Origin of the sequence: Streptomyces luomodiensis (assembly GCF_031679605.1) — a bacterium.
Taxonomy (GTDB): Bacteria; Actinomycetota; Actinomycetes; order Streptomycetales; family Streptomycetaceae; genus Streptomyces; species Streptomyces luomodiensis.
In genome coordinates, this window is sequence record NZ_CP117522.1 from 825,634 (window position 1) to 847,724 (window position 22,091).

The window sequence follows — 22,091 nt, forward strand, 5'->3', positions numbered from 1 at the left end:
GTGCTGGTGAGGAGCACCCCGACCGGGCGGCAGACAGGCAGGCTGCCGGCCGAGGTGACGAGTTTCGTGGGACGTCGGCAGGAGACGGCCGAGGTCAAACGCCTGCTGTCCGCGTCCCGCCTGGTCACCCTGACCGGGGTCGGCGGGGTCGGCAAGACCCGGCTGGCGCTGCGGGTCGCCGACGACGCCCGCCGGGCCTTCCCCGACGGCGTCTGGCTGGCCGAACTCGCCGAGCTGGACAACCCGGCGATGCTCGCCCAGGGCGTCACCGAGGCGCTGGAGATCAGGGACCGCTCCTCCCGCCCGGCGATCGACGTCCTCGTCGACCATCTGCGGGACCGGGAGACCCTGATCGTCCTCGACAACTGCGAACACCTCCTGGACGCGTGCGCCCGGCTCGCCGACCGGCTGCTGCGCGCCGCACCCGGGCTGCGGCTGCTGGCCACCAGCCGTCAGGCGCTGGGCACCGCCGGTGAGCAGAGCCTGGCCGTACCCGCCCTGGGGCTGCCGGACGCCGAGGCGCCGCGGCCGTCCCTGGGGGCGCTCGCGCAGTGCGACGCGGTACGGCTGTTCATCGAGCGGGCCGTGGCCATCGTGCCGGGATTCCAGCTCAGCGAGGACAACCGGGACGCGGTCGAACTGATCTGCCGCCGGCTCGACGGCATCCCGCTGGGGATCGAGCTGGCGGTCGTACGGCTGCGCGCCCTGTCCGTGCAGCAGTTGCTGGACCGCCTCGACGACCGGTTCCGGCTGCTCACCACCGGCTTCCGGACGGTCCTCCCCCGCCACCGGACACTGCGGGCGCTGATCGACTGGAGCTACGAACTGTGCACCGAGCGGGAGCGGCTGCTGTGGGCCCGGCTCTCGGTGTTCGCCGGAAGCGTGGACCTGGAGGCGGCCGAGGCGGTCTGCTCCGGCGGGGGCATCGAGCGCGCGGAGATCCTGGACCTGGTGACCGAGCTGGTGGACAAGTCGGTGCTGCTCAGGGAGGAGCACCGGACGGCGGTGCGCTACCGGATGCTGGACACGCTGCGCAGTTACGGCCGCGAGCGGCTGGCGGCGTCCGGCGAGGAGGCCGTGCGACTGCGGCTCCACCGCGACTACTACCGCCGGCTCGCCGCCGACGCGCGGGCGGCGCTGTTCGGACCAGCCCAGGTGCAGTGGTTCACCCGGCTCAAGCTGGAACACGCCAATCTGCGCACCGCCTTGGAGGGCTGTCTGGCCGATCCCGCGCAGACCGGCTGCGGTCTGAGCATGGCCGCCGATCTGCTCTACCACTGGATCACCAGCTACCACCTCGGCGAGGGACGCCGCTGGCTGGCCCAGGGCCTGGCGCTCTGCCCCGAACCGACCGAGGTCCGGGCACGGGCCCTGTGGACCGACAGCTGGCTGGCCGTCATCCAGTCCGACACCGACGCCGCCGCGGCCCTGCTCGAGGAGAGCCGGTCCATCGCGACCCGGCTGGGTCTGGACTCCGTGCTCGCCTACACCGCGCTCTACTCCGGCATGGTCGCCATGTACCGGGGCGCGACCCAGGACGCGATCGCGCTCTACGAGGAGGCCGTGGCCCGCCATCGCGGCACCGGCGATCCGGTGGGGCTGGCCCTGGCGCTGATCCGGCTCTCGCTCGCCCACTCCTTCATCGGCGACTCGCCGGGCGCCATCGCCCTGGGCGAGGAGTCGCTGGCGGTGTGCGACGCGTACGGGGAGGGCTGGCACCGGGCCTACACGATGATGGCGCTGGGCGTGGACGTCTGGCGCCAGGGCGACACCGCGCGGGCGGCCCGGCTGGAGCGGGAGAGTCTCACCTTCAACCGCTCGCTGGACGACCCGCTGGGCGTCGGGGTCAATCTGGAGGTGCTGGCCTGGATCGCGGCCACCGACCGGGACTACGCGCGGGCGGCCAGGCTGCTGGGGGCCCTGCGGACCATCTGGCACACCATCGGCGCCCCGCTGTCCGGCTACGGCCATCTCGTCCACTATCACGAGGAGTGCGAGGCCACGGTGCGGCAGGCGCTGAGCAAGCCGGCCTTCAACGCGGCGGCCCGGCAGGGCGCCCGGCTCTCCTACGACGAGGCGCTGGAGTACGCGCTGGAGGACGAACTGCCCGGCGGCCAGACGGCGGCGGGCGAACGGCCGTCGCCGCTGACGCCACGGGAGTCCGAGATCGCCGAGCTGGTCGCGCGGGGGCTCAGCAACAAGGAGATCGCCTCCTCCCTGGTCATCGCCCAGCGCACGGCCGAGGGCCATATCGAGCACATTCTGAGCAAGCTCGGTTTCACCTCGCGTGCCCAGGTGGCGGTCTGGGCAGCGGAACAGCACCGCACCACCGGGCTCGAGGGGGAACGCACGCCGGAGGGCAGGGTCTGAAGACCGCGCCTCGAAGGGCGGGTTGCTCGGGGGACGAGTGCGGGAGTGTATTCCAGGCGGACGCGCATGTCCTGGGAGTTTTCATAAGCCCCACGAAAATCCGTGCCCGCCCCGGCTTCGGGGGATCATGCGTCAGGCTCGAGGGACGAGCCGCAACGGCCGTGTCCGCGCGTCGACGCGACCCGTGCGACCGAGGAGGTCCCGCCGTGACTGTTGCCGCAGTCGGCCATACCGGTGATGCCATGGAACTCTTCCGCGGCACCGCCCCCAGCCCGTCGTTCCTCGCGCTCCACCGCGCCGGGCTCACGGGTGGCGGACAGGAGCTCGTGGACTTCCGCGTCCCCTGCAACCCGTACTTCCCCACCCCCGCGATGTTCGCCGTGATGGCGGTCAGGCTGCGGGACATCCTCACCTCCTACCCGAGCTCCGCGGAGACCATCACCGCCGAACTGGCCGATGTGCTCGGGCTGCGGCCGCAGACCATGGCGATGGGCAACGGCTCGACCGAGCTCATCACCTGGATCGACCATCTCCTGGTGAAGGAGAGCCTGGCCGTGCCGATCCCCACCTTCGGCCGGTGGACCGACCAGCCGATGGAGACCGGCAAACGGGTCGACATGTTCCAGCTTCCGGAAATGAGCGGGTTCGCCCTCGATCCGAACGCCTTCGTCGCCTTCGTACGCTCCCGGGGCTCACGGGCCGCCGTGATCTGCAACCCCAACAATCCCGACGGCGGACTGCTCTCCCGCCGGGCCGTCATCGGCATCATGGACGCCCTGGCCGACCTCGATCTGATCGTGATCGACGAATCGTTCCTGGAGTTCGCGGACGCCGAGGCGTATCCGAGCGTCGTCGACGAGGCGGTGCTGCGCCCGAACGTGATCGTGCTGCGCGGCCTCGGCAAGAACTTCGGGCTGCACGGTGTGCGGTTCGGCTATCTGGTCGCCCATCCGGCGCTCGCCGCGCAGATCCGCTCCCGGCTGCCGAAGGGGAACCTCAACTCCTTCGCCGAGGTCATCGTCTTCATGCTGAAGCGGTACCGGCAGGAGTACGCCGAGAGCCTGCGCATGATCGGCCGCGACCGGCAGCTGATGACCACCCAGCTGGCCGGACTGCCCGGCGTGACGGTCTACCCCTCCCAGGGCAACTTCGTCTTCGTCAAGCTGCCGGGCGGAACGGACGGCAGCTGGGTCCGGGACCAGCTGCTGTCCCAGCACGGCGTGCTGGTGCGCGAATGCGGCAACAAGCTCGGCAGCAGCAGCCAGTTCATGCGCCTGGTGGTGCGTTCCCAGCCGGATGTGCAGCGGCTGCTGACCGGGCTGAGCACGGTGCTGTACGGAACGTCCTTCTACGCTCCGCGAGTCGGCTGGGAGCAGCCGCCGTCGCTGGACGCGGGCCCATCGGGGCATGCGGGCTACTCGGACTATGCGGGTTACCCCGGTTATGCGGACGGTGCGAGTGCTTCCGGGTACGGGGTGTCCGCCTCCGCGCAGCGGCAGCCGCTGGACCTGCCCTACCAGCAGCCGCCCGCGGAGCTGGCGCCCGCGTATGTCGCGATGCCCCCGGCCCAGCCGCCCCTGTACCAGGTCCCGGCCGTCCTGCCGCAGCCCCCGATGGTCCAGTTCCAGGCCGCCGCGGGACAGGGGGAGGCGGCCGGGTACGACCGGGTACGACCGGAGGAGACGACGATCGAACAGCTCCCCGTCCAGGGCCGGCAACCGGACGCCGGTGTGCCCGAGCCGTCGCCGATGGAGCGGACGCAGACCATGACCTACGACCCCGCCGAGCCGAAGGCCGCGGTCCCCGACCCGGCTTTCCTCGGCGAGCGGGCCGACGACCCGATGGGGCAGGCTCCGGCACTGCGGCGCTATCCGCGCCCCGCGGCCTACCTCCAGGACGACTCGATGGCATGACCGCCTTGAGGTCACGATCCCGGCAGCCGGTCGCCGCCCGGCCAGGCCGGGGAGACCCCGGCCGCCGCGCAGACCGCGATGTGCAGCAGCAGGGGATGGGTGTACGGCTCTCCGTCGCCGGGCCAGTGCACCACCCGAGGCTCCTCCGTCCCCGTGGGGCCGGTCAGCCGTCCGGGCGGACCCGTCACCATGGCACCGGCCGCGTAGACGACCGGTGCGGGCCAGTCGACCCCGACGTCCGACTGGGGCGGCACGATCCACCACCAGCGCCCCGCACCGGCGAGGACACATCCGGCCCGGGGCAGCAGAGCCATGACGCCGGGGCCGTGCCGCTCGGTGATCCCCACCGCGTCATAGGCCCGGTCCCCGCGCAGCGCCGACGGCAGCTGAAGGCGGTGGCGGCCGGGCGCCGGGCGGAGTCCACGCCGGACGAACCGGCCGCGGACGAAGCCGGTCAGCGCATCGGCGAAGGCGTACGTCATCTATCGGCACATCACAAAGGTCGGGCCGCTTGCGCCTGCGGTCACTGCGGCAGGCCGCGGTAACGGGATCATGACGCCACTATGCGCACCGCCCCGCACACTTGGCAAGGGTCACTCTGAAAAGTTCAGAGTCGTAAGTGCAATGTGTTCGTTCCGCTCTGGCCATGGCACACTGCGAACATCAGCGTTGGGGAGGTCAGGGAGGGATTCAGGTGAGCGAACCGCGGTCGGCGCCGACCGTGGGTCAGGTCGTCCTCGGCAAGAGGCTCCAGGATCTGCGGGAGAAGGCGGGGTTCAAGCGGGACGAGGCGGCCAGAGTGCTGCGGGTCGCACCCGCCACCGTCCGCCGCATGGAGACCGCCGAGGTCGCACTGAAGGTTCCGTATGTGCAGATGCTGCTGGACGCCTACGGCATCACCGGTGAGGAGCTGGATTCGTTCATCACCCTGACCGAGGAGGCCAACAAGCCCGGCTGGTGGCAGCGGTTCCACGACATCCTCCCGGACTGGTTCAGCGTGCACGTCAGCCTGGAAGGCGCGGCCGAGATGATCCGGGCGTACGAGCCGCACTTCGTCCCCGGACTGCTCCAGACCGAGGACTACGCCCGCGCGGTGATGCAGACCGGTGCCATCGGCCAGGCCGGCCCCCAGCAGGCGGAGCGCCATGTGGCGCTGCGCATGGAGCGGCAGTCGCTGCTCACCCGGAGGGAGCCGCCCCGCCTGTGGGTCGTGATGGACGAGACCGTGCTGCGCCGGCAGGTGGGTTCGGCGGGGGTGATGCGCCGCCAGATCGACCGGTTGCTGGAGTCCACCGAGATGCCGCACGTCACGCTCCAGGTCTCGGAGTTCTCCTCCGGGCACCATCCGGGCACCTATGGGCCCTTCGTCCTCTTCCGCTTCGCTGTTCCCGAACTGCCGGACATGGTCTACGTCGAGTACCTGACCGGCGCCGTCTACCTCGATGAGCGCATCGAGGTGGCCTCCCACCTGGAGGCCATGGACCGCATGGCGGCCCAGGCGGCAACCGCACGACGCACAAAGGAAATCCTGTGCGATTTCCGCAAGGAGCTCTGATCGGAATGGACCGCATTCACAACGGCATGCGCGCGACCGACCTCGGCAGCGAGGGCTGGCACAAGCCGTGGAGCGGTGGCAACGGCGGCAACTGCGTCGAAGCCATGAGGCTGGACGACGGCCGGGTCGCGATCCGTCAGTCGACCGATCCGGACGGTCCGGCGCTGATCTACACCCGCCACGAGATCGTCGCGTTCATCCAGGGCGCCAAGGCCGGCGAGGCGGACTTCCTCGTCTCCTGACGTGCCGGGCCGCCGCGTGTCCTCGCACGCGGCGGCCCACGGCCGCCGGCCCGGCGGCCGTCTGACTCCGGCCGTTACGAGGCGTCCGCCGCGAGCGCCCGCAGCAGACCGATGGTCAGCGCGGTACGGGAGGGGATCGGGGCGAGCACCGTGTGCTCGTGACGGGCGTGGGCACCGGAGCCCAGGGCACCGAGCCCGTCGAGGACCGGGCGGCCGAGCGCGGAGACGAAGTTGCCGTCGCTGGCCCCGCCGACCGCGGTCTCCGTCAGCTCCCAGCCCTGTTCCGCGGCGACGGCGTGGGCCCGCTGGAACAGCCGGCGGGAGGCGTCGCCCGGCACCATCGGCGGACGGTTCCACTCACCGGTGACGGTCAGCCGCACCCGCTGGTCGGAGGGGGCGAGGGCGTGCAGCGCGGCGTCGATCCGCGCCATCTCCTCCGGTTCGGCGATCCGGATGTCGATTCCGCAGCTCGCGCGGGCGGCGATCACATTGCGCCCGGTACCGCCGCTGATCAGCCCCACGTTCACCGTGGTCCCCCGCTCCGGGGCGCTGAGCCCGGCGATCCGCGGGACGACCTCGGCCAGCGCGTGGATGGCGCTCGCCCCCGCGAACGGGTCGAGACCCGCATGCGATTCGACGCCGTACGCGGTCACGTCGAACAGCCCGACACCCTTACGGACGGTCTTGAGCGCACCGTCCAGCGATGCCTCGAAGACCAGCGTGGCCAGGACGTCCTCGCTCAGCCGCTCGATATGGCGCCGGGAGGCGGGGCTGCCGATCTCCTCGTCGCCGTTGAGCAGCAGCCGCACCGTGGGATGCGGCAGCTCCAGCTCGCGCAGCAGCCGCAGCGCCCAGACGGCCTGCACCAGCCCCGTCTTCATGTCGAAGACACCGGGTCCGCTCGCCCGGCCGTCCTCGATCTCGAAGGGCCATTCGGCGAGCGTCCCGGCCGGCCAGACCGTGTCGTAGTGGCACAGCAGCAGCACCGTGCCGGGTGCGGTACCGCGATAGGTCACGGTCAGCACATCGCCGTGGGGTCCGCAGTCGTGGCGTTCCGTCGCGTCCGGCTCGCCGAGCCGCTCGACGAGCCAGCCGCTGATCGCGGCGAGCCCGGCGTCCAGCAGCCGCTTGTCATTGCTCGGCGTCTCCAGCTCCACCAGCGTCCGCAGGTCCTGGATCATCTCGGGCAGCGCCTGACGGGTGGCGGAGGTGAGGTCGGAGGGGGTCATCGAGGGGTCCTTCCCGGGCGGCGTGGGTGAGGGAGCGGCTGTCGATCGTCGCGGGCACCTCCTCGGTCCTCCACCACGGGTGTTTCCGGGACGGGGACGGCCTGGCCGAGCTGCCGGTCCGGTCGGCTCGATGCCGTCACTCCCCCGGCGGCGGCCCGTCCCACTCCAGGACGGCCACGTCGTCGCCCACGGCCAGTTTTCCGGTGCGGGTCACGGAGAACTGGCAGCCGAAGAACGGGCTGCCACCGTCGTCCCCCCGCCGGTAGCCGGCCAGGGTGCGCAGGGGCTCCGGGCCCGCCTTGGCGCCCGTGTCCTGGTCCACGAGCGTCACCGCGCACCGGTCGGTGAGCTTGGCGAAGCCCAGTTCGGCACCGCCGACGGCCACCTTGCGGACCCGGTCCTCCCGATGGGGTTCGTCCCATCCGTCGATGACGATGCTGGGACGGAAACGGCTCATCGGCACGGCCGCGCCGCCCGCCCCGGTGATCCGCCGGTTCAGCCCGTCCAGGCTGGCCCGGGAGACGAGGTGCACCGCGCCGCTGTCGGCGTAGCCGCAGGTGCCGGGGATCCATCCCTCGGTCACCCGGTCGTGCTCCGGGGGCACCCGCACCAGCCTGCTCGGCGCGCCCAGCACCCGCGAGAACCACGCGGCGGCCTCCTCGCCCTGGTCGATGCCGAGGTAGGGCGTGTGGAACACCTTGACCTCGCGCCGGGCGGAGGTGGTGTCGATGTCGAGGACCAGCTCCCCCTCGCCCGGGGCCGACAGGGTGAGCCGGTCGCCATCGGGGCCGACGACCGGGCGGATGACGGCGAGCCGGGGATCGGTCCGCTGAGTGCGGCACACCCCGTCCTCGTCGACGACCATGAACGCGCGGTCGTGCGGCAGACCCGCCTCCGTCAGCAGCACTTCGGTTACGGGCACGCCCGCACAACCCTTGATGGGATAGCAGGTCAACTCAACGACGGTCGCCACCCGGGCACCTTACCCCAGGGGGGAGCGCCGCACCGGTGCGCTGGCCGGGGCGCTCACGCGTCATCTCCCGGTGTCCGACCGGCGTTTCATGGCACGCGTCAGCTCCGCCGTGCGCCCCCGGACCGGCGTCCAGCGGCAGGGCGTAGTACGGAGTACGCCGGATGACCCATCGCGCACGGCCGGTCACCACCGGCGCGGACCGTAGGTGCGCTACGCCTCCCGCGCAGGAGAAGCCGAATCGCACCATTTCCACGAAGCGGCGGACGAGACCGCGGGAAAAGCGCGGCCGCGGCGTCGCCCGGGGGCCCGGACAGGCGGGGTGCGGATGATGATTCCCCGGGGCGCTCCGGCGAGCGGCCCGAAGGAAGGAAGTCGATGTGGGGCAATGGTATGCGCGGCGGCGCGGTTCCCGCTATACACGGACCGCGTGATTCTCCGCCAGTTCCCCGCCGCCATGACGACCGGCCCTTTGGGGAGAACTGCCGCGGTACCCGAGCGGTCGGCGAGGCGATGCGCGACAAGAGATACGGTAAACGCCGAGTCAAGCCGACTGATCCGCCTCGGAGTCGGTCCGGGCACCACGCGGCTCACCCCCTGTTCCACCCGGCATACCGGATGCGAGCGGGCGCGGAGTCGAGACCCACGGTTCTTCGCCCGGCATCCTCGGCCCCCTGCCCTCTCCCCCGCTCCTCTCCGCCCGGGACCGCGCCCGTACCGGAGCGGCCCCACCCCCGTGAACGCGGCCGTCGGCGGCGCGGCCCCCGTGGATACCTCCCCGTCGTCCGCCGCGCCGGGAAAGGCAGACGGTCCCGCCCGGCGCGTTCGCTCATGCGTCCCTTCTTCCTCCGCACCGCCGCAAGTCCGTCCTATTTCCCCGCCCCACCCGCTTCCCGGTCCTCTCCTCCGCTCCCGGCATTCTCCGGTTGCCGGCAGCCGACCGGAGGGGCCGCTTCCACAGCGGTGCGGCGCGGTTACGGATGCCCCCTCCGGTCCGGCCGCCGAGCGACGGATCTTGGCCGGGCGGCGCCGCAATAGCACCGGGGAAGGTCCCGCGCTCCGCGCCCGGCCCGCACCAGGCCCCGTATTGAGCCGCCCGCCGCCCGTCTCCGCCCCAACCGCCCGTGCCCCGGCCGGAATTCGCCGGACCGGCCGACCGGGATCGGTCACCGATCACCGGGAAACCAATGCGGGGGAATAGAGTTCCGCCCCGCCCGCCGCCCCGGAGAATCATTTCCCGCCGTACCGGAGCGTCCAGTGCGGTGATCGCCCGCACGATCCCCGTGATCCGCCGGGCCGGCCCGGCCGGCGTCCGTGCGCCCCCGGCCCTCCATGCGCCTCCCACCGCTCAGCCGACCGGGCACCGGCCGGTCCCGGAGCGGAACCGGGCGGCGCGCGGCGGCCCATGAGGCCCCCTGCGCCTTGTGACCGGCGGGGCCGGGCTGCGGTACTCGTACAGCCCGCCGGGTCCGCCGGAGGGCACGTCGAGAGCCGTTGTGGAGAGGAACCAGCCTCATGGCCGAACGAGGAAGTCACCGACGCCCCGCATCGCCCAGCCGGATCTCCCCGCTGTGCGCGGCCCTCACCGCGGGCGGCGTCGGCATCGTCCTGCCGCTCCTGGGCACCGGCGCCGCCCACGCGGCCCCGGTCGACACCTGGGACCGGGTCGCCACCTGCGAGAGCGGCGGCAACTGGCGCATCAACACCGGCAACGGCTACTACGGCGGGCTTCAGTTCTCCCAGCACACCTGGGAGGCGTTCGGCGGCACCGCGTACGCCCCACGGGCCGATCTGGCCTCCAAGGCCCAGCAGATCGCCGTGGCGGAGGCGGTCCTGCGCGAACAGGGTCCGGGCGCGTGGCCGGTCTGCTCCGTCCGCGGCCGGCTGACCCGGTCCGGCCCGGCCGCCGGGGCGGCCGGCCGCGGCGCGCCCCGAAGCGCCGCACCACGCGCCGAGCACCCGGCCAAGCCCGCCAAGAAGCGGGCCAGGTCCGCCGCGAAGTCCCGGGCCCGGCAGCACACCACGCGGCGCGCGGCGGCCGGCTCCTACACGGTGGTCCGCGGCGACACGCTGTACCGCATCGCCACGCGTGCGTCGGTCAGCGGCGGCTGGCAGGCGCTGTACCGCGCCAATCGCGGGACCATCGGCGCCAATCCGCATCTGATCCACCCGGGGCAACGGCTGGCCCTGTCCTCCGGCGCCCGGCAGCCGCGCAAGGCGGCGCCGCGGCGCGGCGCCCCGGCCGCCGCGAGCCGCACGGCGGCCCGGAAGCCGGCCGCCCACCCGCTTGTGGCCCCGGTCAGCGGGCCGGTCGGCACCGCGTACGGCATCCGCGACCCGCGCCGGCCCGGGGGCCACCACACCGGTGTCGACTTCGCGGTCCCCATCGGCACCTCCGTGCGGGCGGCCGCCCCGGGCACCGTGGTGGCGGCGGGGTGGGACGGCACCTTCGGCTACCAGGTGATCATCCGCCATGCCGGGGGCCTGCACACCCACTACGCGCATCTGTCGGCGCTGGCGGTGCGCACCGGGCAGACCGTCGGGGCGGGCCGGCGGATCGCCCGGTCCGGTGACACCGGGAACGCCGCCGGACCGCACCTGCACTTCGAGGTCCGCACCGGCCCGCGCCACGGGTCGGACATCGATCCGCTCGCCTATCTGCGCTCACCCGGCGCCGGCGGCTGACGGCTCGCACCGGACGCGTCGCGTCCGGCGAAGGTCCATCTCCTGGGGGTGGGGGAAGGGGAGGCCGCCCGAGGCACGGCTCGGGCGGCCTCCCGCCATCCGCGGCCTCCCGCCATCCGCGGCCGCGCACCGTCCGCGCGGGAAGCCGTCGCGGGGAGCGTCGCGGGAAGCCGTCAGTACCAGATCGCGACGGGGAGCCCCGTGCCCGCCGCCGTCTCCGGCGGGTCGGGAAGGCTCCGGGCGGTCCCGAGCGCGATGCGCCGCGCGCTCCAGGCCGCCGCCGCGGCGTCCAGGACGTCGTCGGGCGGCACCCGCCCGGCCGGTCCCAGGTCGTCGGGCAGAACGATGCCCCGGTCCGCCAGCAGCCGGCGCCGCACGGCCTGGCCGTTCCAGCTCTTCTTGCTCCAGGCCACCGGCCGCCCCTCGTTGACGGCGGCGAAGGAGACCTCGGGATGGACCTCGTACAGCCGGTGGTCGCCCCCGTCCCGGCAGGCGTTGGCCTCGCGCAGCTTCACCGCCAGCCCCCAGGACTGACGGCTCATCCCCCGGCCGGTCAGCCGACGGCAGCGCGCATTGGCGTCGGCGTAGTCCGCCGCCTCCCAGACCTCGCGCGGCGGCACGGAGAAGACCCGGGAGCGGTGCGGGGCCACCAGGGCGACGGCCAGGCCGTCCGCCGCGCGCCGCTCGGCCGTCGGCAGCCCCAGCGGCATGTCGACCGCCACCACGGCGGCCTCCGGCATCCGGCCGAGCAGCTCGCTCAGCCCGTCGGCCGTATCCGCCCCGGCGAAGCGGCCCCGCGCACACAGGGCCACGGCGACCCAGCCGGTGCGGCAGGCATCCACCCCCACGACGGGCGATTCGGCGCATCCGGAGGCGGGAGGGGTGTGAAAAGCGGCGCGGCGGGAACCCATGCGCCGTATCTGACCACACGGGCCGACCAGCATGGAACCGAACGGCACGGAAGGACGGGCGATGGGCGTACGTACATGGATCCGGGACTGGCCCGTCTACCGCCAGCTGACCGGAAGCGACCCGCTCGGGCGCGGCGCCGCCGCCACCTCGGCCGCCACCCGTGAGCAGCGCCCCCGCACCGCCACCGCCGACAAGGTGGTGAAGTCGGTGTGCCCGTACTGCGCGGTGGGGTGCGCCCAGAACGTCTATGTGAAGGACGGCCGGGTGGTGCAGATCGAGGGCGACCCGGACTCACCCGTCAGCCGCGGCCGGCTGTGCCCCAAGGGCTCGGCGACCCTCCAGCTGACCACCGGTGAGTCCCGCCGCCACGAGGTGCTCTACCGCCGCCCGTACGGCACCGGATGGGAGCGGCTGGACCTGGACACCGCGATGGACATGGTCGCCGACCGGGTGGTCCGCACCCGCCGCGAGACCTGGCAGTGGCAACAGGACGGGGTCGACGTCAACCGCACCCTGGGGATCGCCAGCCTCGGCGGCGCCACCTTGGACAACGAGGAGAACTACCTCATCAAGAAGTTGCTGACCGGGCTCGGGGTGGTCCAGGTGGAGAACCAGGCCCGGGTCTGCCACTCCGCCACGGTCGCCGGGCTCGGCACCTCCTTCGGGCGGGGCGGCGCCACCACCTTTCTCCAGGACATGCAGAACTCCGACTGCATCGTGATCGAGGGCTCCAACTTCGCCGAGGCGCACCCCGTGGGCTTCCAGTGGGTGATGGAGGCCAAGGCGCGCGGCGCGAAGGTCATCCATGTCGATCCGCGGTTCAGCCGCACCAGCGCGCTGGCCGATCTGTACGTGCCGATCCGGGCCGGCAGCGACATCGCCTTCCTCGGCGGCATCATCAACCACGTCCTGACCGGCGGCCACGACTTCCGCAGTTACGTCCTGGAGTACACCAACGCCGCCACCATCGTCGGCGAGGATTTCCAGGACACCGAGGACCTGGCCGGGATCTTCTCCGGCCTCGACCCGGAGACCCGCCACTACGACGTCTCCACCTGGACCTATGAGGGCGGCCAGGTCCAGGCCCCGCAGGGCGCGCCCGACGAGCTGTACCAGGAGCGCACCCGCCGTGGCGCGTCCCTGTCGACGGCCGCCTTCTCCGAGTCCCACGGCTCCGGCGGCGCGCCCGTCTCCGCGCAGGTCCCCACCGACCGCACCCTGGAGCACCCGCGCTGCGTGTACCAGATCCTCAAACGCCACTTCTCCCGGTACACACCCGAAATGGTCGAGGAGACCTGCGGGATTCCCCGGGACACCTTCCTGGAGGTGTGCCGTGCGCTGGTGGAGAACTCCGGCCCGGACCGCACCTCGGAGTTCGTGTACGCGGTCGGCTGGACCCAGCACACCGTGGGCTCCCAGTACATCCGCACCGCGAGCATCCTCCAGCTGCTGCTGGGCAACATCGGCCGGCCCGGCGGTGGCATCCAGGCGCTGCGCGGCCACGCCAGCATTCAGGGCTCCAGCGACATCCCGACCCTGTTCAACGTGCTCCCCGGTTACATCCCGATGCCGCACGCCCACGCGCACGAGGACCTGGACACCTTCATCAAGGCCATAAAGACCGACAAGGGGTTCTGGGGGGAGATGCGCTCCTACGTCGTCAGCCTGCTCAAGGCGTACTTCGGCGACGCGGCGCGCGCGGACAACGACTACTGCTTCGGCCATCTGCCCCGGCTGACCGGCTCCCACAGCACCTACCACACGGTGAAGGAGATGCTGGAGGGGCGCTGCAAGGGCTACTTCCTGATGGGCGAGAACCCCGCCGTGGGCTCGGCCAACACCAAGATGCAGCGGCTGGCCATGGCCAACCTGGAGTGGCTGGTGGTCCGCGACTTCTCCCTCATCGAGTCCGCCACCTGGTGGCAGGACGGTCCGGAGATCGAGACCGGTGAGCTGCGCACCGAGGACATCGCCACCGAGGTGTTCTTCTTCCCCGCCGCCGCCCACACCGAGAAGTCGGGCTCGTTCACCAACACCAACCGCATGCTCCAGTGGCACTTCGCCGCCAAGGAGCCCGACGGCGAGGCGCGCAGCGATCTGTGGTTCATGTACCACCTGGGACGGCGGGTCAAGGAGCGGCTGGCGGACTCCACCGACCCCATGGACCGGCCCGTCCAGGATCTGGCCTGGTCCTACCCCACCGAGGGGCCGCACGCCGAGCCCAGCGCCGAGGCGGTCCTGGCCGAGATCAACGGCCGTGACGCGCGGGGCGCGCCGCTCAGCGCCTACACCCAGCTGAGGGACGACGGCTCCACCTCCTGCGGCTGCTGGATCTACTGCGGGGTGTACGCCGACGGCGTCAACCAGGCCGCCCGCCGCAAACCCCATACCGAGCAGGACTGGATCGCCGCCGAATGGGCCTGGTCCTGGCCCGCCAACCGCCGCATCCTCTACAACCGCGCCTCGGCCGATCCGTCCGGCGCCCCGTGGAGCGAACGCAAGGCGCTGGTGTGGTGGGACGCCGACCGGCAGCGGTGGACCGGCCATGACATCCCCGACTTCATCCCCGACCGGGCGCCCTCCTACCGGCCGCCACAGGACGCCAAGGGCCCGGACGCGCTCAGCGGGGTGGACCCGTTCATCATGCAGGCCGACGGCAAGGGGTGGCTGTACGCCCCGGCCGGGCTGGTGGACGGCCCGCTGCCGACGCACTACGAGCCGCAGGACTCCCCGGTGCGCAATCCGCTCTACCCGGAGCAGCAGCGCAACCCGGTCCGGGAGGTGCTCCCCGATGAACACAACCTCTTCCATCCCAGCGGGGGCGAACCGGGCAGCGAGGTGTTCCCGTACATGATCACCACCTATCGGCTCACCGAGCACTTCACGGCGGGCGGGATGAGCCGCTGGACGCCGTACCTCGCCGAACTCCAGCCGGAGTTCTTCTGCGAGGTCTCCCCCGAGCTGGCCGCCGAGCGGCGTCTGGAGCACACCGGCTGGGCGACGCTGATCAGCGCCCGCGGGGTGATCGAGGCCCGGGTGATGGTCACCGAGCGGATGTCCCCGATCAGGGTCGGGGGCCGCACCGTGCATCAGATCGGGCTGCCGTACCACTGGGGCCCCAATGGCTACACGCGCGGCGACGCCGCCAATGAGCTGTCCGCCATCGCCCTCGACCCGAATGTCCACATCCAGGAGGTGAAGGCGCTGAGTGCCGACATCCGCCCCGGCCGCCGCCCTCGCGGCCCGGGGCTGACGGCCCTGCTCGACAGCTACCGGCGGCGCGCCGGTATCACGGTGCGGACCGGAATGGAGGTGCGGGGATGACCGGGACCTCCGGGCGGTCGTCGCTGATCGGCCGCAATCTGCTGGCCGGAGCCGAACCGGACGTCGCCGGGGACGCCGGACACCAGGGGCATCCGCCGCGGGCCGGCTTCTTCACCGACACCTCGGTGTGCATCGGCTGCAAGGCGTGCGAGGTGGCCTGCAAGGAGTGGAACGCCATCCCGGAGGACGGGCTGGACTTCACCGGCATGTCCTTCGACAACACCCAGGGGCTGGGCGCCTCCACCTGGCGCCATGTGGCCTTCATCGAGCAGAACAAGCCGCTGGGCCGGACCGAGGTGGCGGTCGACCACGGCGATGTCGATGTGCTCGCCCTCGCCTCCCAGGGCTCCGGGACCCCGGTCGAACAGGCGGCGATCACCCCCACCTCCCCCGCGCCCGCCCCGTCCCAGGACGGGCAGACCGGGCTGCGGTGGCTGATGGCGTCGGACGTGTGCAAGCACTGCACCCATGCGGCGTGTCTGGACGTCTGCCCGACCGGTGCGCTGTTCCGCACCGAGTTCGGGACCGTGGTGGTCCAGGACGACATCTGCAACGGCTGTGGCTACTGCGTGCCCGCGTGTCCGTACGGGGTCGTCGATGTGCGGCCCGAGGACGGCGGGGCCCACAAGTGCACCCTGTGCTACGACCGGCTGGGCGCCGGCCAGGAGCCCGCGTGCGCCAAGGCGTGTCCCACCGACTCCATCCAGTTCGGCCCCCTGGACGAGTTGCGCGAGCGCGCCGCCGCCCGGGTCGAGGAGCTGCACCGGCTGGGGGTCGAGGACGCCCGGCTGTACGGGCACGACCCGGAGGACGGCGTGGGCGGCGACGGCGCCTTCTTCCTGCTGCTGGACGAGCCGGAGGTGTACGGGCTGCCGCCGGACCCGGTGGTCACCACCCGGGATCTGCCCTCGATGTGGCGGCACGCGGGCGCCGCGGCGCTGACCCTGCTCGGCGGCGTGGCCGCGGTGTTCGCGGCGCAGGCCGGCGTGAGCGGGCGCCGCACCGGAAGGAGGCGCTGATGAGCGAGTCGGACGTCACCCGCGACGGTGTCCGTGGCGAACGGCCGGGCCGGGACGCGCTGGTCGGCCGGGGGATGGGGGACGGCGAGCGGCCGGGCGGCAAGCGGCGCGGCCGCAAGGGCGGTACCGGCCGCAGAGGTGATCAGCCGATGGTCCCCCGGGCGGAGTTCACCTCCTACTACGGCCGGCCGGTGCTCAATCCGCCCACCTGGCAACCGCGGGACATCGCGGGCTACTTCTTCCTCGGCGGGCTCGCGGGGGCCGGCTCGGTGCTGGCGGCGGGCGCCGAGCTGACCGGCCGTCCGGGCATGGCCCGCGCGCTCAAGGTGTCCTCGCTGGCCGCCCTGACCGGCTCCACCGCCGCCCTGATCCATGACCTCGGACGCCCCAGGCGGTTCGCCCATATGCTGCGGGTCTTCAAGCCCACCTCCCCGATGAGCGTCGGATCATGGCTACTGGCGGCCTACGGCCCGGTGGCCGGGGCCGCCCTCGCCTCGGACCTGACCGGGCGGCTGCCGCGCGCCGGGCGGGCGGCCACGGTGGCGGCGGCGCTGCTGGGCGCGGCGGTGGCCTCGTACACGGCGGTGCTGGCAGCCGACACGGCCGTCCCGGCGTGGCACGACGGCTACCGCGAACTGCCGTATCTGTTCGTCGGTTCGGCCGCCACCGCGGCGGGCGGTATGGCCCTGCTGGCCTCGCCCGTCGCCGAGAACGCCCCGGCGCGCGGTGTGGCGCTGCTCGGCACGGCGGTGGAGACCGCCGCCGTCAAGGCCATGGAGCGGCGGCTCGGCGTGGTCGCCGAAACCTATCGCGAGGGCCGGGCGGGGCGGCTGATGCGCACCGCCGAGGCGCTGTCGGCGACGGGCGCGCTCGGCGGCGCCCTCCTCGGCCGCCGCAGCCGCACCGCCGCGGCCCTCAGCGGCGCGGCCCTGCTGGCGGCCTCCGCCTGCACCCGCTTCGGCGTCTTCCACGCCGGGATGCGGTCGGCGAAGGACCCGAAGTACACGGTGCTGCCCCAGCGGGAACGGCTCGAGGCGCGGCGGGAGCGGCCACGGGAAGGCTGACCCCGCCGCGGCGGGGCGGCCGCCCCGGTGCGGACAGCCGCCCCGCCCCGCGACGGCGGGCGGAAAATCGCTGGCCGGACGGCATCCGTCGGACCACCCTGGTGGCCCATGGAACAACCGCCCGCCCCTCCCCGCCACCAGATACGCGCCCAGCACACCGCCTCCACGGTCACCGTGTACCAGGCGTACGGCCCGCACATCGGCCTGCCCGCCGCCCGCGACGGCCGGTTCCCCGCCGCCTGGAAGCGGGACCGGATGACCTGGATCAAACCCTCGTTCCGGTGGATGATGTACCGCTGCGGCTGGGGCGAGAAGGCGGGGCAGGAGACCGTCCTGGCCCTCGACATCACCCGCGAGGGCTTCGAGTGGGCGCTGCGCAACGCCTGTCTGTCGCACTACGTCCTCGGACTCCACGCCGACGAGGCGTCCTGGAAACGGCAGCTGCGGCAGGCTCCCGCACGGGTGCAGTGGGACCCGGAGCGCGATCTGCGCCTGCGGCCACTCCCCCACCGCTCCCTCCAGCTGGGCCTGGCGGGCGAGGCCGCCCGCCGGTACGCCGACGAGTGGACGGTGGCCATCCGCGACGTGACCCCACTCGCCCGCGAGATCCACGCACTCGTCCGCGAGGGTGACCTGGAGGCGGCCGCCGCGCTGCTCCCCGCGGAGCCCCCGTACCCGGCCACGGACGACCTGCTGGCCCATCTGGGTGCCTAGGGCTGCCGCGGTCCGTAGGCGTCCAGGAAGCGGTCGCGGAAGGAACTCATCTTCCACACCGGGGCCTTCGCGTCCGGCATCAGACCGTCCTGCCAGCCCCAGCCGGAGATCCGGTCCAGCACGGCCTCGTCATGCGCGACGATCGCGACCGGTACGTCCCGGCCGGCGTGGTCGCCGCTGACCCGTGCCAGGGGCTGGTGGTCGCCGAGGAAGACGAGCACCGTGTTCTCGTCGCCGTACGTCAGCACATAGTCGATGAGGCTGTGCACCGAGTACTGGATGGACTTCCCGTACTCGGTCTTCACCTCGGTGGTGTCGGTGAACACGTCCGCGGGCTTCTTGCCCGCCTTCTGGATGGCCCGGTAGACGGAGCCGTCCCCGACCTCGCTCCAGGGGATCGTCCGGGGAATGGGTGCCCAGGGCTGGTGGCTGGAGGTCAGGATGATCTCCGACATCAGCGGCTTGTCATGTTTCCTGCCGTGCTCCAGACGCTCGAACGCCGCCAGGGCGTACTGGTCGGGCATGGTCGACCAGCTGAACTTCGGGCCCTGGTAGCCGAGGTCCCGGGAGTCGTAGACGTGGTCGAGGCCGTAGAACCTCCCCTCCGGCCACGCCTTCTGCACCCCCGGCATGATGCCCACCGTCCGCCAGGCACCGGTGCGCTGGAAGGCGCGGGTGAGGGACAGGTGGTCGCCGGCGGTGACGGTGCGGTAGCGGTTCTGGTTGTCGATCCACAGGCCGATGAGGAAGGTGGAGTGGCCCAGCCAGCTGCTGCCGCCGTACGTCGCCGAGGTGAGCCAGCCGCTCCTGGCGGCGAACCCGGCCTTCGTCAACCGCTCGGTGGCGTTCTTCAGTGTCCTGCCGACTCCGGGGGCGATCCGCGGGTCCTCGATGGCCGTGCGGCCGTAGCTCTCGATGAAGGTGAACATCACGTCCTTGCCGCGCAGCCCGGTCAGCAACTGGTCGCCGGGGGTGTCGCCGTAGGTGTCCACGGCGGCCACCTTGGCGAACTCCCGCTCGTCCGCCAGGGTCTTGCGCACTCGCTCGGCCCGGTCCTGCACGAGCGCGGCCGTGCTCCTGGAGGCGACCGGTACCCCGGCCACCTGCACCCCGAGCGCCGCGCACACGACCCACACGGTTCCCAGCACCAGGGTGGTACGGGTGGCCACGGCGCCGTTGCGCGCCATGACGTCGCTGATCCGCAGGACGGCGAGTGCCATCAGGACGAGCACGGCGACGGCGAGGACCACGGCACCGACCATGGCGAGAGTGGCGGCCGTCCCACCGAACGCGTCCTCCACGTACGACTCGGCGTCGTCCAGCAGTATCCAGTCGAGCACCACGTTGAACCCCCGGCCGAGGAACTCGTTGAAGCCGATGTCGAGGAGGTTCAGCAGGGTCAGCGCCCCGAGGACCACCCCGGCGAGCACCGCCACCACCCGCCTCGCCCTCGACGGCAGCAACAGCAGCAGTGTGGCCCCGCATATCCCCTCCACCGGGATGCGCAGGAAGGCGGTGGGTTCGATGAGGGTGAGTTCGGCCGGCAGGAGGAGGGCGAGGAACACCAGGGCCAGGGACAGTCCCGTGGTCGCCCATGCCACCGTCCGCGCCACGACGGGGTGTCCGCCCGGCTCAGGAGGAACCCCCGGTGTCAGGCCCTCCGTGGTGGTTCCGTCGTCCGTTTCCGACCGCTGCTGAGAGCTCGATTGGCGCGACAACCCGAAGGTCCTTCCCTGCGAGGCCCGGTGATGGCACGGCGGGCCCGGCCTCGGATGGCCGGGCCCGTCGTCATCCGTACGGACCGCGGGCGGCTCCCGTTCAACCACCGTCGGCCGGCAGGCGGCGGTCAGACCCGGTCGGCCGCGATCAGCAGGTACTGGAAGGAACCGTCCTTGTAGGAGTTGATGAACGCCTCCTCGATGCCGGTGACCAGCGAGGACGTGGCCCGCAGCTCCCAGTAGGGCAGGGTCGCGGACGTGAGGTCGATGACGGCCTGCGGCACCAGGCGATTGTCGGCCATGGCGCGCAGGTACTCCCGGCGGGAGTGGATGTTGCACTCGAAGTGCGCGTTGATCTGGGAGACCCACTTCGAAGGCTGGCCGTACCGCGGGTTCCAGCAGCCGGTGATGGTCACATAACGGCCGCCGGCCGCGAGGACGCGCGCGTGCTCGGCGAACAGATCGTGCAGGTCGACGTACATGCTCGACTCGTTGTTCCACGAGGCCGCGGCCTGCCCGGTCTCGAAGGGCATGCCGAGCATGTCGCAGACGCGGGCGCGGACATGGTCGTCCATGCCGAGTTCGCGGGCGCGCTGGTTGGCGAAGTCGGCCTGCTTGGCCGACAGGGTGACACCCTCGACCGTGCACCCGAAGCGCTGGTGGGCCATGACCATGGAGCCGCCGCGACCGCAGCCGGCGTCCACGAGCGTGGCGTCGCGCTCGATGGGGCCAAGGTGGTCCAGGAGGAGTGCGGCCTGCGCGGACTCCAGCCGGTGGAGTTCGGCGATCAGCCGGCTCTCGTACGAGCTGTCATCGGCGTCACCGAGGGTGGCGTGGTCGACGGCGCCGATGCCGTAGTGGTGGTGGTAAAGACCGTCCACATCGCCCAGACGCAGGTTCACGGGCCTGGCCTCGCCGTCCCAGTAGCGGGCGATGTCCCCCTGGTAGGGCGTGGCGGGGGCGGGGATGAACACGGAGGTACTCGTCATGGTCACATCCATTCTTCTCACCAGAAGTCGGGGAGGCTGTACCGATAGGTGTTGGTCTGGTGCCAGTAGTGGTTGCCGTCGACCCACGCGGCCACCCCCCGCAGGAAGCGCTGCACGCTCGGGACGGGGCAGGCGGCGGCCAGGGCCGCGGCCTCGGCCTCGAAGTCGTGCATGAGGTCGTTGTGGACCTCGACCGCCTTCAGATAGGCCGCGCGGTCGGAGATGCCCTCACGCTCGGCGAGCACCACGGGCAGGTTCAGGTGCCGGCCGGGGGCGGCGAGTTCCTTGGTGTACGAGTACAGGTCGTTGACGATGGTGGTGGCGTTCCCGGCGAGCGCGATGACCCGCTGCATGGCGGGCTGGGCGTGCAGGTCGGCCGGCAGTTCGTAACCGCCGACGGTGTCGGTGATGGTGGGGCACGGACGGAAGTTGTTGAACTGGCGCATCGCCAGGTACTCCCACACCTCGGGGACGTGGTCCGTCTGCGCCCAGGCCGCCTCGGCGAGGTACCCCATGTGCAGACGCGCCATGTCGTGCCGGTACCGGTCGGCCTGGGAGGCGCTGGCCGCTTGGACGAAGTACTCCATGGCGGAGCGGTAGGCACGGCGCGGCGCGTCCGAACCCAGCGACTCCGCCCACGGCGGCTGGTACTCCCTCGTCGTGTGCAACGGGTCGAGGGCGGTGTGCGCCAGCAGAAGGCGGCCGCCGAGGCCGATCGGCGAACCTCCGTGGTCCTCGCAGTAGCAGTCGTCCACCGCGTTCTCGGCGACCATCAGGCGCGTGGCGAGCATCAGGTGGTCGACGCCGGGGGCGTCCGGATGGCAGGCGACCATGTAGCGCCCCACGGAGAAGCCGTCGAACTGGTCCTCCCAGTCATCGGGGTACAGGTCGACCTCGTCCACCGCCCAGGCCTTGATCCTGCGGCCGACCTCGTCCACCCGGACGGGGTCGGGCTCGGGCACCGGGTGGTGGTAGAGGCCCGGGATCGGATTGCCCTCCGCGGGAGCCGCCGCCGGCTCCGGCGGGGCCGGCGTCTCGCGCGGGGTCAGGTGCAGGCCCGCCGTGCCCAGACCGCTGGGGCCGCGCAGCACCGGCCCCCGGCCGGCGCTCGGTGGCCGCGCCCCGGGGGCGGGGGCGTCGACGGGAGGCGGCGCGGGCGAGGCAGGCACAGCGGGCCGACGGCCGGTGGCGGCCGCGATGTCGCGGGCGCGGGCGGCGGCATCGGCGAGGACGTACGTCTGCCGGGGCGGCCCCGGCTGTGCTTCCGGGCTGGTACCAACAGTCATCGAAGCGGGCTCTCCTTCGTCAGGGCGGCGGCCGACGTGCGTACGCGTCTTCGGAAACGGGGGGAAGAGGGGAGAAATGAGGAGAAGAGCGGCAAACATCC

At 72.3% G+C, this 22,091-nt stretch carries 16 protein-coding genes; 9 read left to right on the top strand and 7 right to left on the bottom strand.

Annotated features, from left to right (window positions below):
* The first annotated feature begins 66 nt into the window (after window positions 1-66).
* Complete coding sequence (locus PS467_RS03595; protein WP_311033940.1) at window positions 67-2,370, top strand: ATP-binding protein; 2,304 nt, start codon at window positions 67-69, stop codon at window positions 2,368-2,370.
* A 206-nt stretch (window positions 2,371-2,576) separates the two neighbouring features.
* The gene (locus tag PS467_RS03600; RefSeq protein ID WP_432280532.1) at window positions 2,577-4,283 is read left to right on the top strand and encodes a pyridoxal phosphate-dependent aminotransferase; all 1,707 of its coding nucleotides are present in this window, start codon (window positions 2,577-2,579) and stop codon (window positions 4,281-4,283) included.
* 11 nt (window positions 4,284-4,294) lie between these two features.
* Here PS467_RS03600 and PS467_RS03605 read toward each other — a convergent pair whose 3' ends face one another.
* Complete coding sequence (locus PS467_RS03605) at window positions 4,295-4,765, bottom strand: hypothetical protein (protein WP_311033941.1); 471 nt, start codon at window positions 4,763-4,765, stop codon at window positions 4,295-4,297.
* A 212-nt stretch (window positions 4,766-4,977) separates the two neighbouring features.
* Between PS467_RS03605 and PS467_RS03610 the strand changes: the two genes are divergently transcribed.
* Window positions 4,978-5,838 (top strand): Sco1979 family transcriptional regulator, encoded by an 861-nt coding sequence (locus PS467_RS03610; protein ID WP_311033942.1) that lies wholly within the window; start codon window positions 4,978-4,980, stop codon window positions 5,836-5,838.
* Window positions 5,839-5,843: 5 nt separating this feature from the next.
* Window positions 5,844-6,080, top strand: coding sequence for a DUF397 domain-containing protein (locus PS467_RS03615; protein ID WP_311033943.1), 237 nt, complete (start codon window positions 5,844-5,846; stop codon window positions 6,078-6,080).
* Window positions 6,081-6,154: 74 nt separating this feature from the next.
* Here the strand turns inward: PS467_RS03615 and PS467_RS03620 are convergent, their stop codons facing one another.
* Window positions 6,155-7,309: a M20 family metallopeptidase gene (locus tag PS467_RS03620; protein WP_311033944.1), complete on the bottom strand. Its 1,155-nt coding sequence runs from the start codon at window positions 7,307-7,309 to the stop codon at window positions 6,155-6,157.
* A gap of 136 nt (window positions 7,310-7,445) precedes the next feature.
* The gene (locus PS467_RS03625; RefSeq protein ID WP_311033945.1) at window positions 7,446-8,282 is read right to left on the bottom strand and encodes an MOSC domain-containing protein; all 837 of its coding nucleotides are present in this window, start codon (window positions 8,280-8,282) and stop codon (window positions 7,446-7,448) included.
* A gap of 1,512 nt (window positions 8,283-9,794) precedes the next feature.
* Here PS467_RS03625 and PS467_RS03630 point away from each other — a divergent pair.
* On the top strand, window positions 9,795-10,964 hold the full coding sequence (locus PS467_RS03630) for a transglycosylase family protein (RefSeq protein ID WP_311033946.1): 1,170 nt from the start codon (window positions 9,795-9,797) through the stop codon (window positions 10,962-10,964).
* Between the two features lie 173 nt (window positions 10,965-11,137).
* On the opposite strand, the gene PS467_RS03635 is transcribed toward PS467_RS03630, so the two are convergent.
* Window positions 11,138-11,875 carry a DUF429 domain-containing protein gene (locus PS467_RS03635; RefSeq protein ID WP_311033947.1) on the bottom strand — a complete coding sequence of 246 codons (738 nt, stop codon included), beginning with the start codon at window positions 11,873-11,875 and terminating at the stop codon, window positions 11,138-11,140.
* A 61-nt stretch (window positions 11,876-11,936) separates the two neighbouring features.
* On the opposite strand from PS467_RS03635, the gene fdh reads away from it, so the two are divergent.
* The 4 genes from fdh to PS467_RS03655 all read left to right on the top strand — a co-directional run bounded on the left by fdh (window position 11,937) and on the right by PS467_RS03655 (window position 17,997).
* Window positions 11,937-15,200: a formate dehydrogenase gene (fdh, locus tag PS467_RS03640; RefSeq protein WP_311033948.1), complete on the top strand. Its 3,264-nt coding sequence runs from the start codon at window positions 11,937-11,939 to the stop codon at window positions 15,198-15,200.
* A complete protein-coding gene (locus tag PS467_RS03645; RefSeq protein ID WP_311033949.1) occupies window positions 15,197-16,219 on the top strand; it encodes a 4Fe-4S dicluster domain-containing protein in 1,023 nt (340 codons plus the stop codon). Before fdh ends, PS467_RS03645 begins: the two co-directional genes overlap by 4 nt.
* On the top strand, window positions 16,219-17,283 hold the full coding sequence (gene nrfD, locus PS467_RS03650; protein ID WP_311033950.1) for an NrfD/PsrC family molybdoenzyme membrane anchor subunit: 1,065 nt from the start codon (window positions 16,219-16,221) through the stop codon (window positions 17,281-17,283). The genes PS467_RS03645 and nrfD overlap by 1 nt, the downstream gene beginning before the upstream one ends.
* 108 nt (window positions 17,284-17,391) lie before the next feature.
* Window positions 17,392-17,997, top strand: coding sequence for a DUF4291 domain-containing protein (locus PS467_RS03655; RefSeq protein ID WP_311033951.1), 606 nt, complete (start codon window positions 17,392-17,394; stop codon window positions 17,995-17,997).
* Here PS467_RS03655 and PS467_RS03660 read toward each other — a convergent pair.
* The 3 genes from PS467_RS03660 to PS467_RS03670 all read right to left on the bottom strand — a co-directional run bounded on the left by PS467_RS03660 (window position 17,994) and on the right by PS467_RS03670 (window position 21,990).
* Complete coding sequence (locus PS467_RS03660) at window positions 17,994-19,652, bottom strand: alkaline phosphatase family protein (protein WP_432280715.1); 1,659 nt, start codon at window positions 19,650-19,652, stop codon at window positions 17,994-17,996. The genes PS467_RS03655 and PS467_RS03660 overlap by 4 nt on opposite strands.
* Window positions 19,653-19,843: 191 nt before the next feature.
* Window positions 19,844-20,716, bottom strand: a complete 873-nt coding sequence (locus PS467_RS03665; RefSeq protein ID WP_432280533.1) for a geranyl diphosphate 2-C-methyltransferase — start codon at window positions 20,714-20,716, stop codon at window positions 19,844-19,846.
* 5 nt (window positions 20,717-20,721) lie between these two features.
* Window positions 20,722-21,990 carry a family 2 encapsulin nanocompartment cargo protein terpene cyclase gene (locus PS467_RS03670; protein WP_311033954.1) on the bottom strand — a complete coding sequence of 423 codons (1,269 nt, stop codon included), beginning with the start codon at window positions 21,988-21,990 and terminating at the stop codon, window positions 20,722-20,724.
* Window positions 21,991-22,091: the final 101 nt, after the last annotated feature.

What these genes read in the sequence shown, in the direction of transcription:
- PS467_RS03635 (WP_311033947.1), bottom strand. Translation starts at nt 11,875, where the DNA reads ATGGGTTCCCGCCGCGCCGCTTTTCACACCCCTCCCGCCTCCGGATGC.
- PS467_RS03630 (WP_311033946.1), top strand. Translation starts at nt 9,795, where the DNA reads ATGGCCGAACGAGGAAGTCACCGACGCCCCGCATCGCCCAGCCGGATC.
- nrfD (WP_311033950.1), top strand. Translation starts at nt 16,219, where the DNA reads ATGAGCGAGTCGGACGTCACCCGCGACGGTGTCCGTGGCGAACGGCCG.
- PS467_RS03665 (WP_432280533.1), bottom strand. Translation starts at nt 20,716, where the DNA reads ATGGATGTGACCATGACGAGTACCTCCGTGTTCATCCCCGCCCCCGCC.
- PS467_RS03645 (WP_311033949.1), top strand. Translation starts at nt 15,197, where the DNA reads ATGACCGGGACCTCCGGGCGGTCGTCGCTGATCGGCCGCAATCTGCTG.
- PS467_RS03615 (WP_311033943.1), top strand. Translation starts at nt 5,844, where the DNA reads ATGGACCGCATTCACAACGGCATGCGCGCGACCGACCTCGGCAGCGAG.
- PS467_RS03620 (WP_311033944.1), bottom strand. Translation starts at nt 7,309, where the DNA reads ATGACCCCCTCCGACCTCACCTCCGCCACCCGTCAGGCGCTGCCCGAG.
- PS467_RS03605 (WP_311033941.1), bottom strand. Translation starts at nt 4,765, where the DNA reads ATGACGTACGCCTTCGCCGATGCGCTGACCGGCTTCGTCCGCGGCCGG.
- fdh (WP_311033948.1), top strand. Translation starts at nt 11,937, where the DNA reads ATGGGCGTACGTACATGGATCCGGGACTGGCCCGTCTACCGCCAGCTG.
- PS467_RS03670 (WP_311033954.1), bottom strand. Translation starts at nt 21,990, where the DNA reads ATGACTGTTGGTACCAGCCCGGAAGCACAGCCGGGGCCGCCCCGGCAG.
- PS467_RS03655 (WP_311033951.1), top strand. Translation starts at nt 17,392, where the DNA reads ATGGAACAACCGCCCGCCCCTCCCCGCCACCAGATACGCGCCCAGCAC.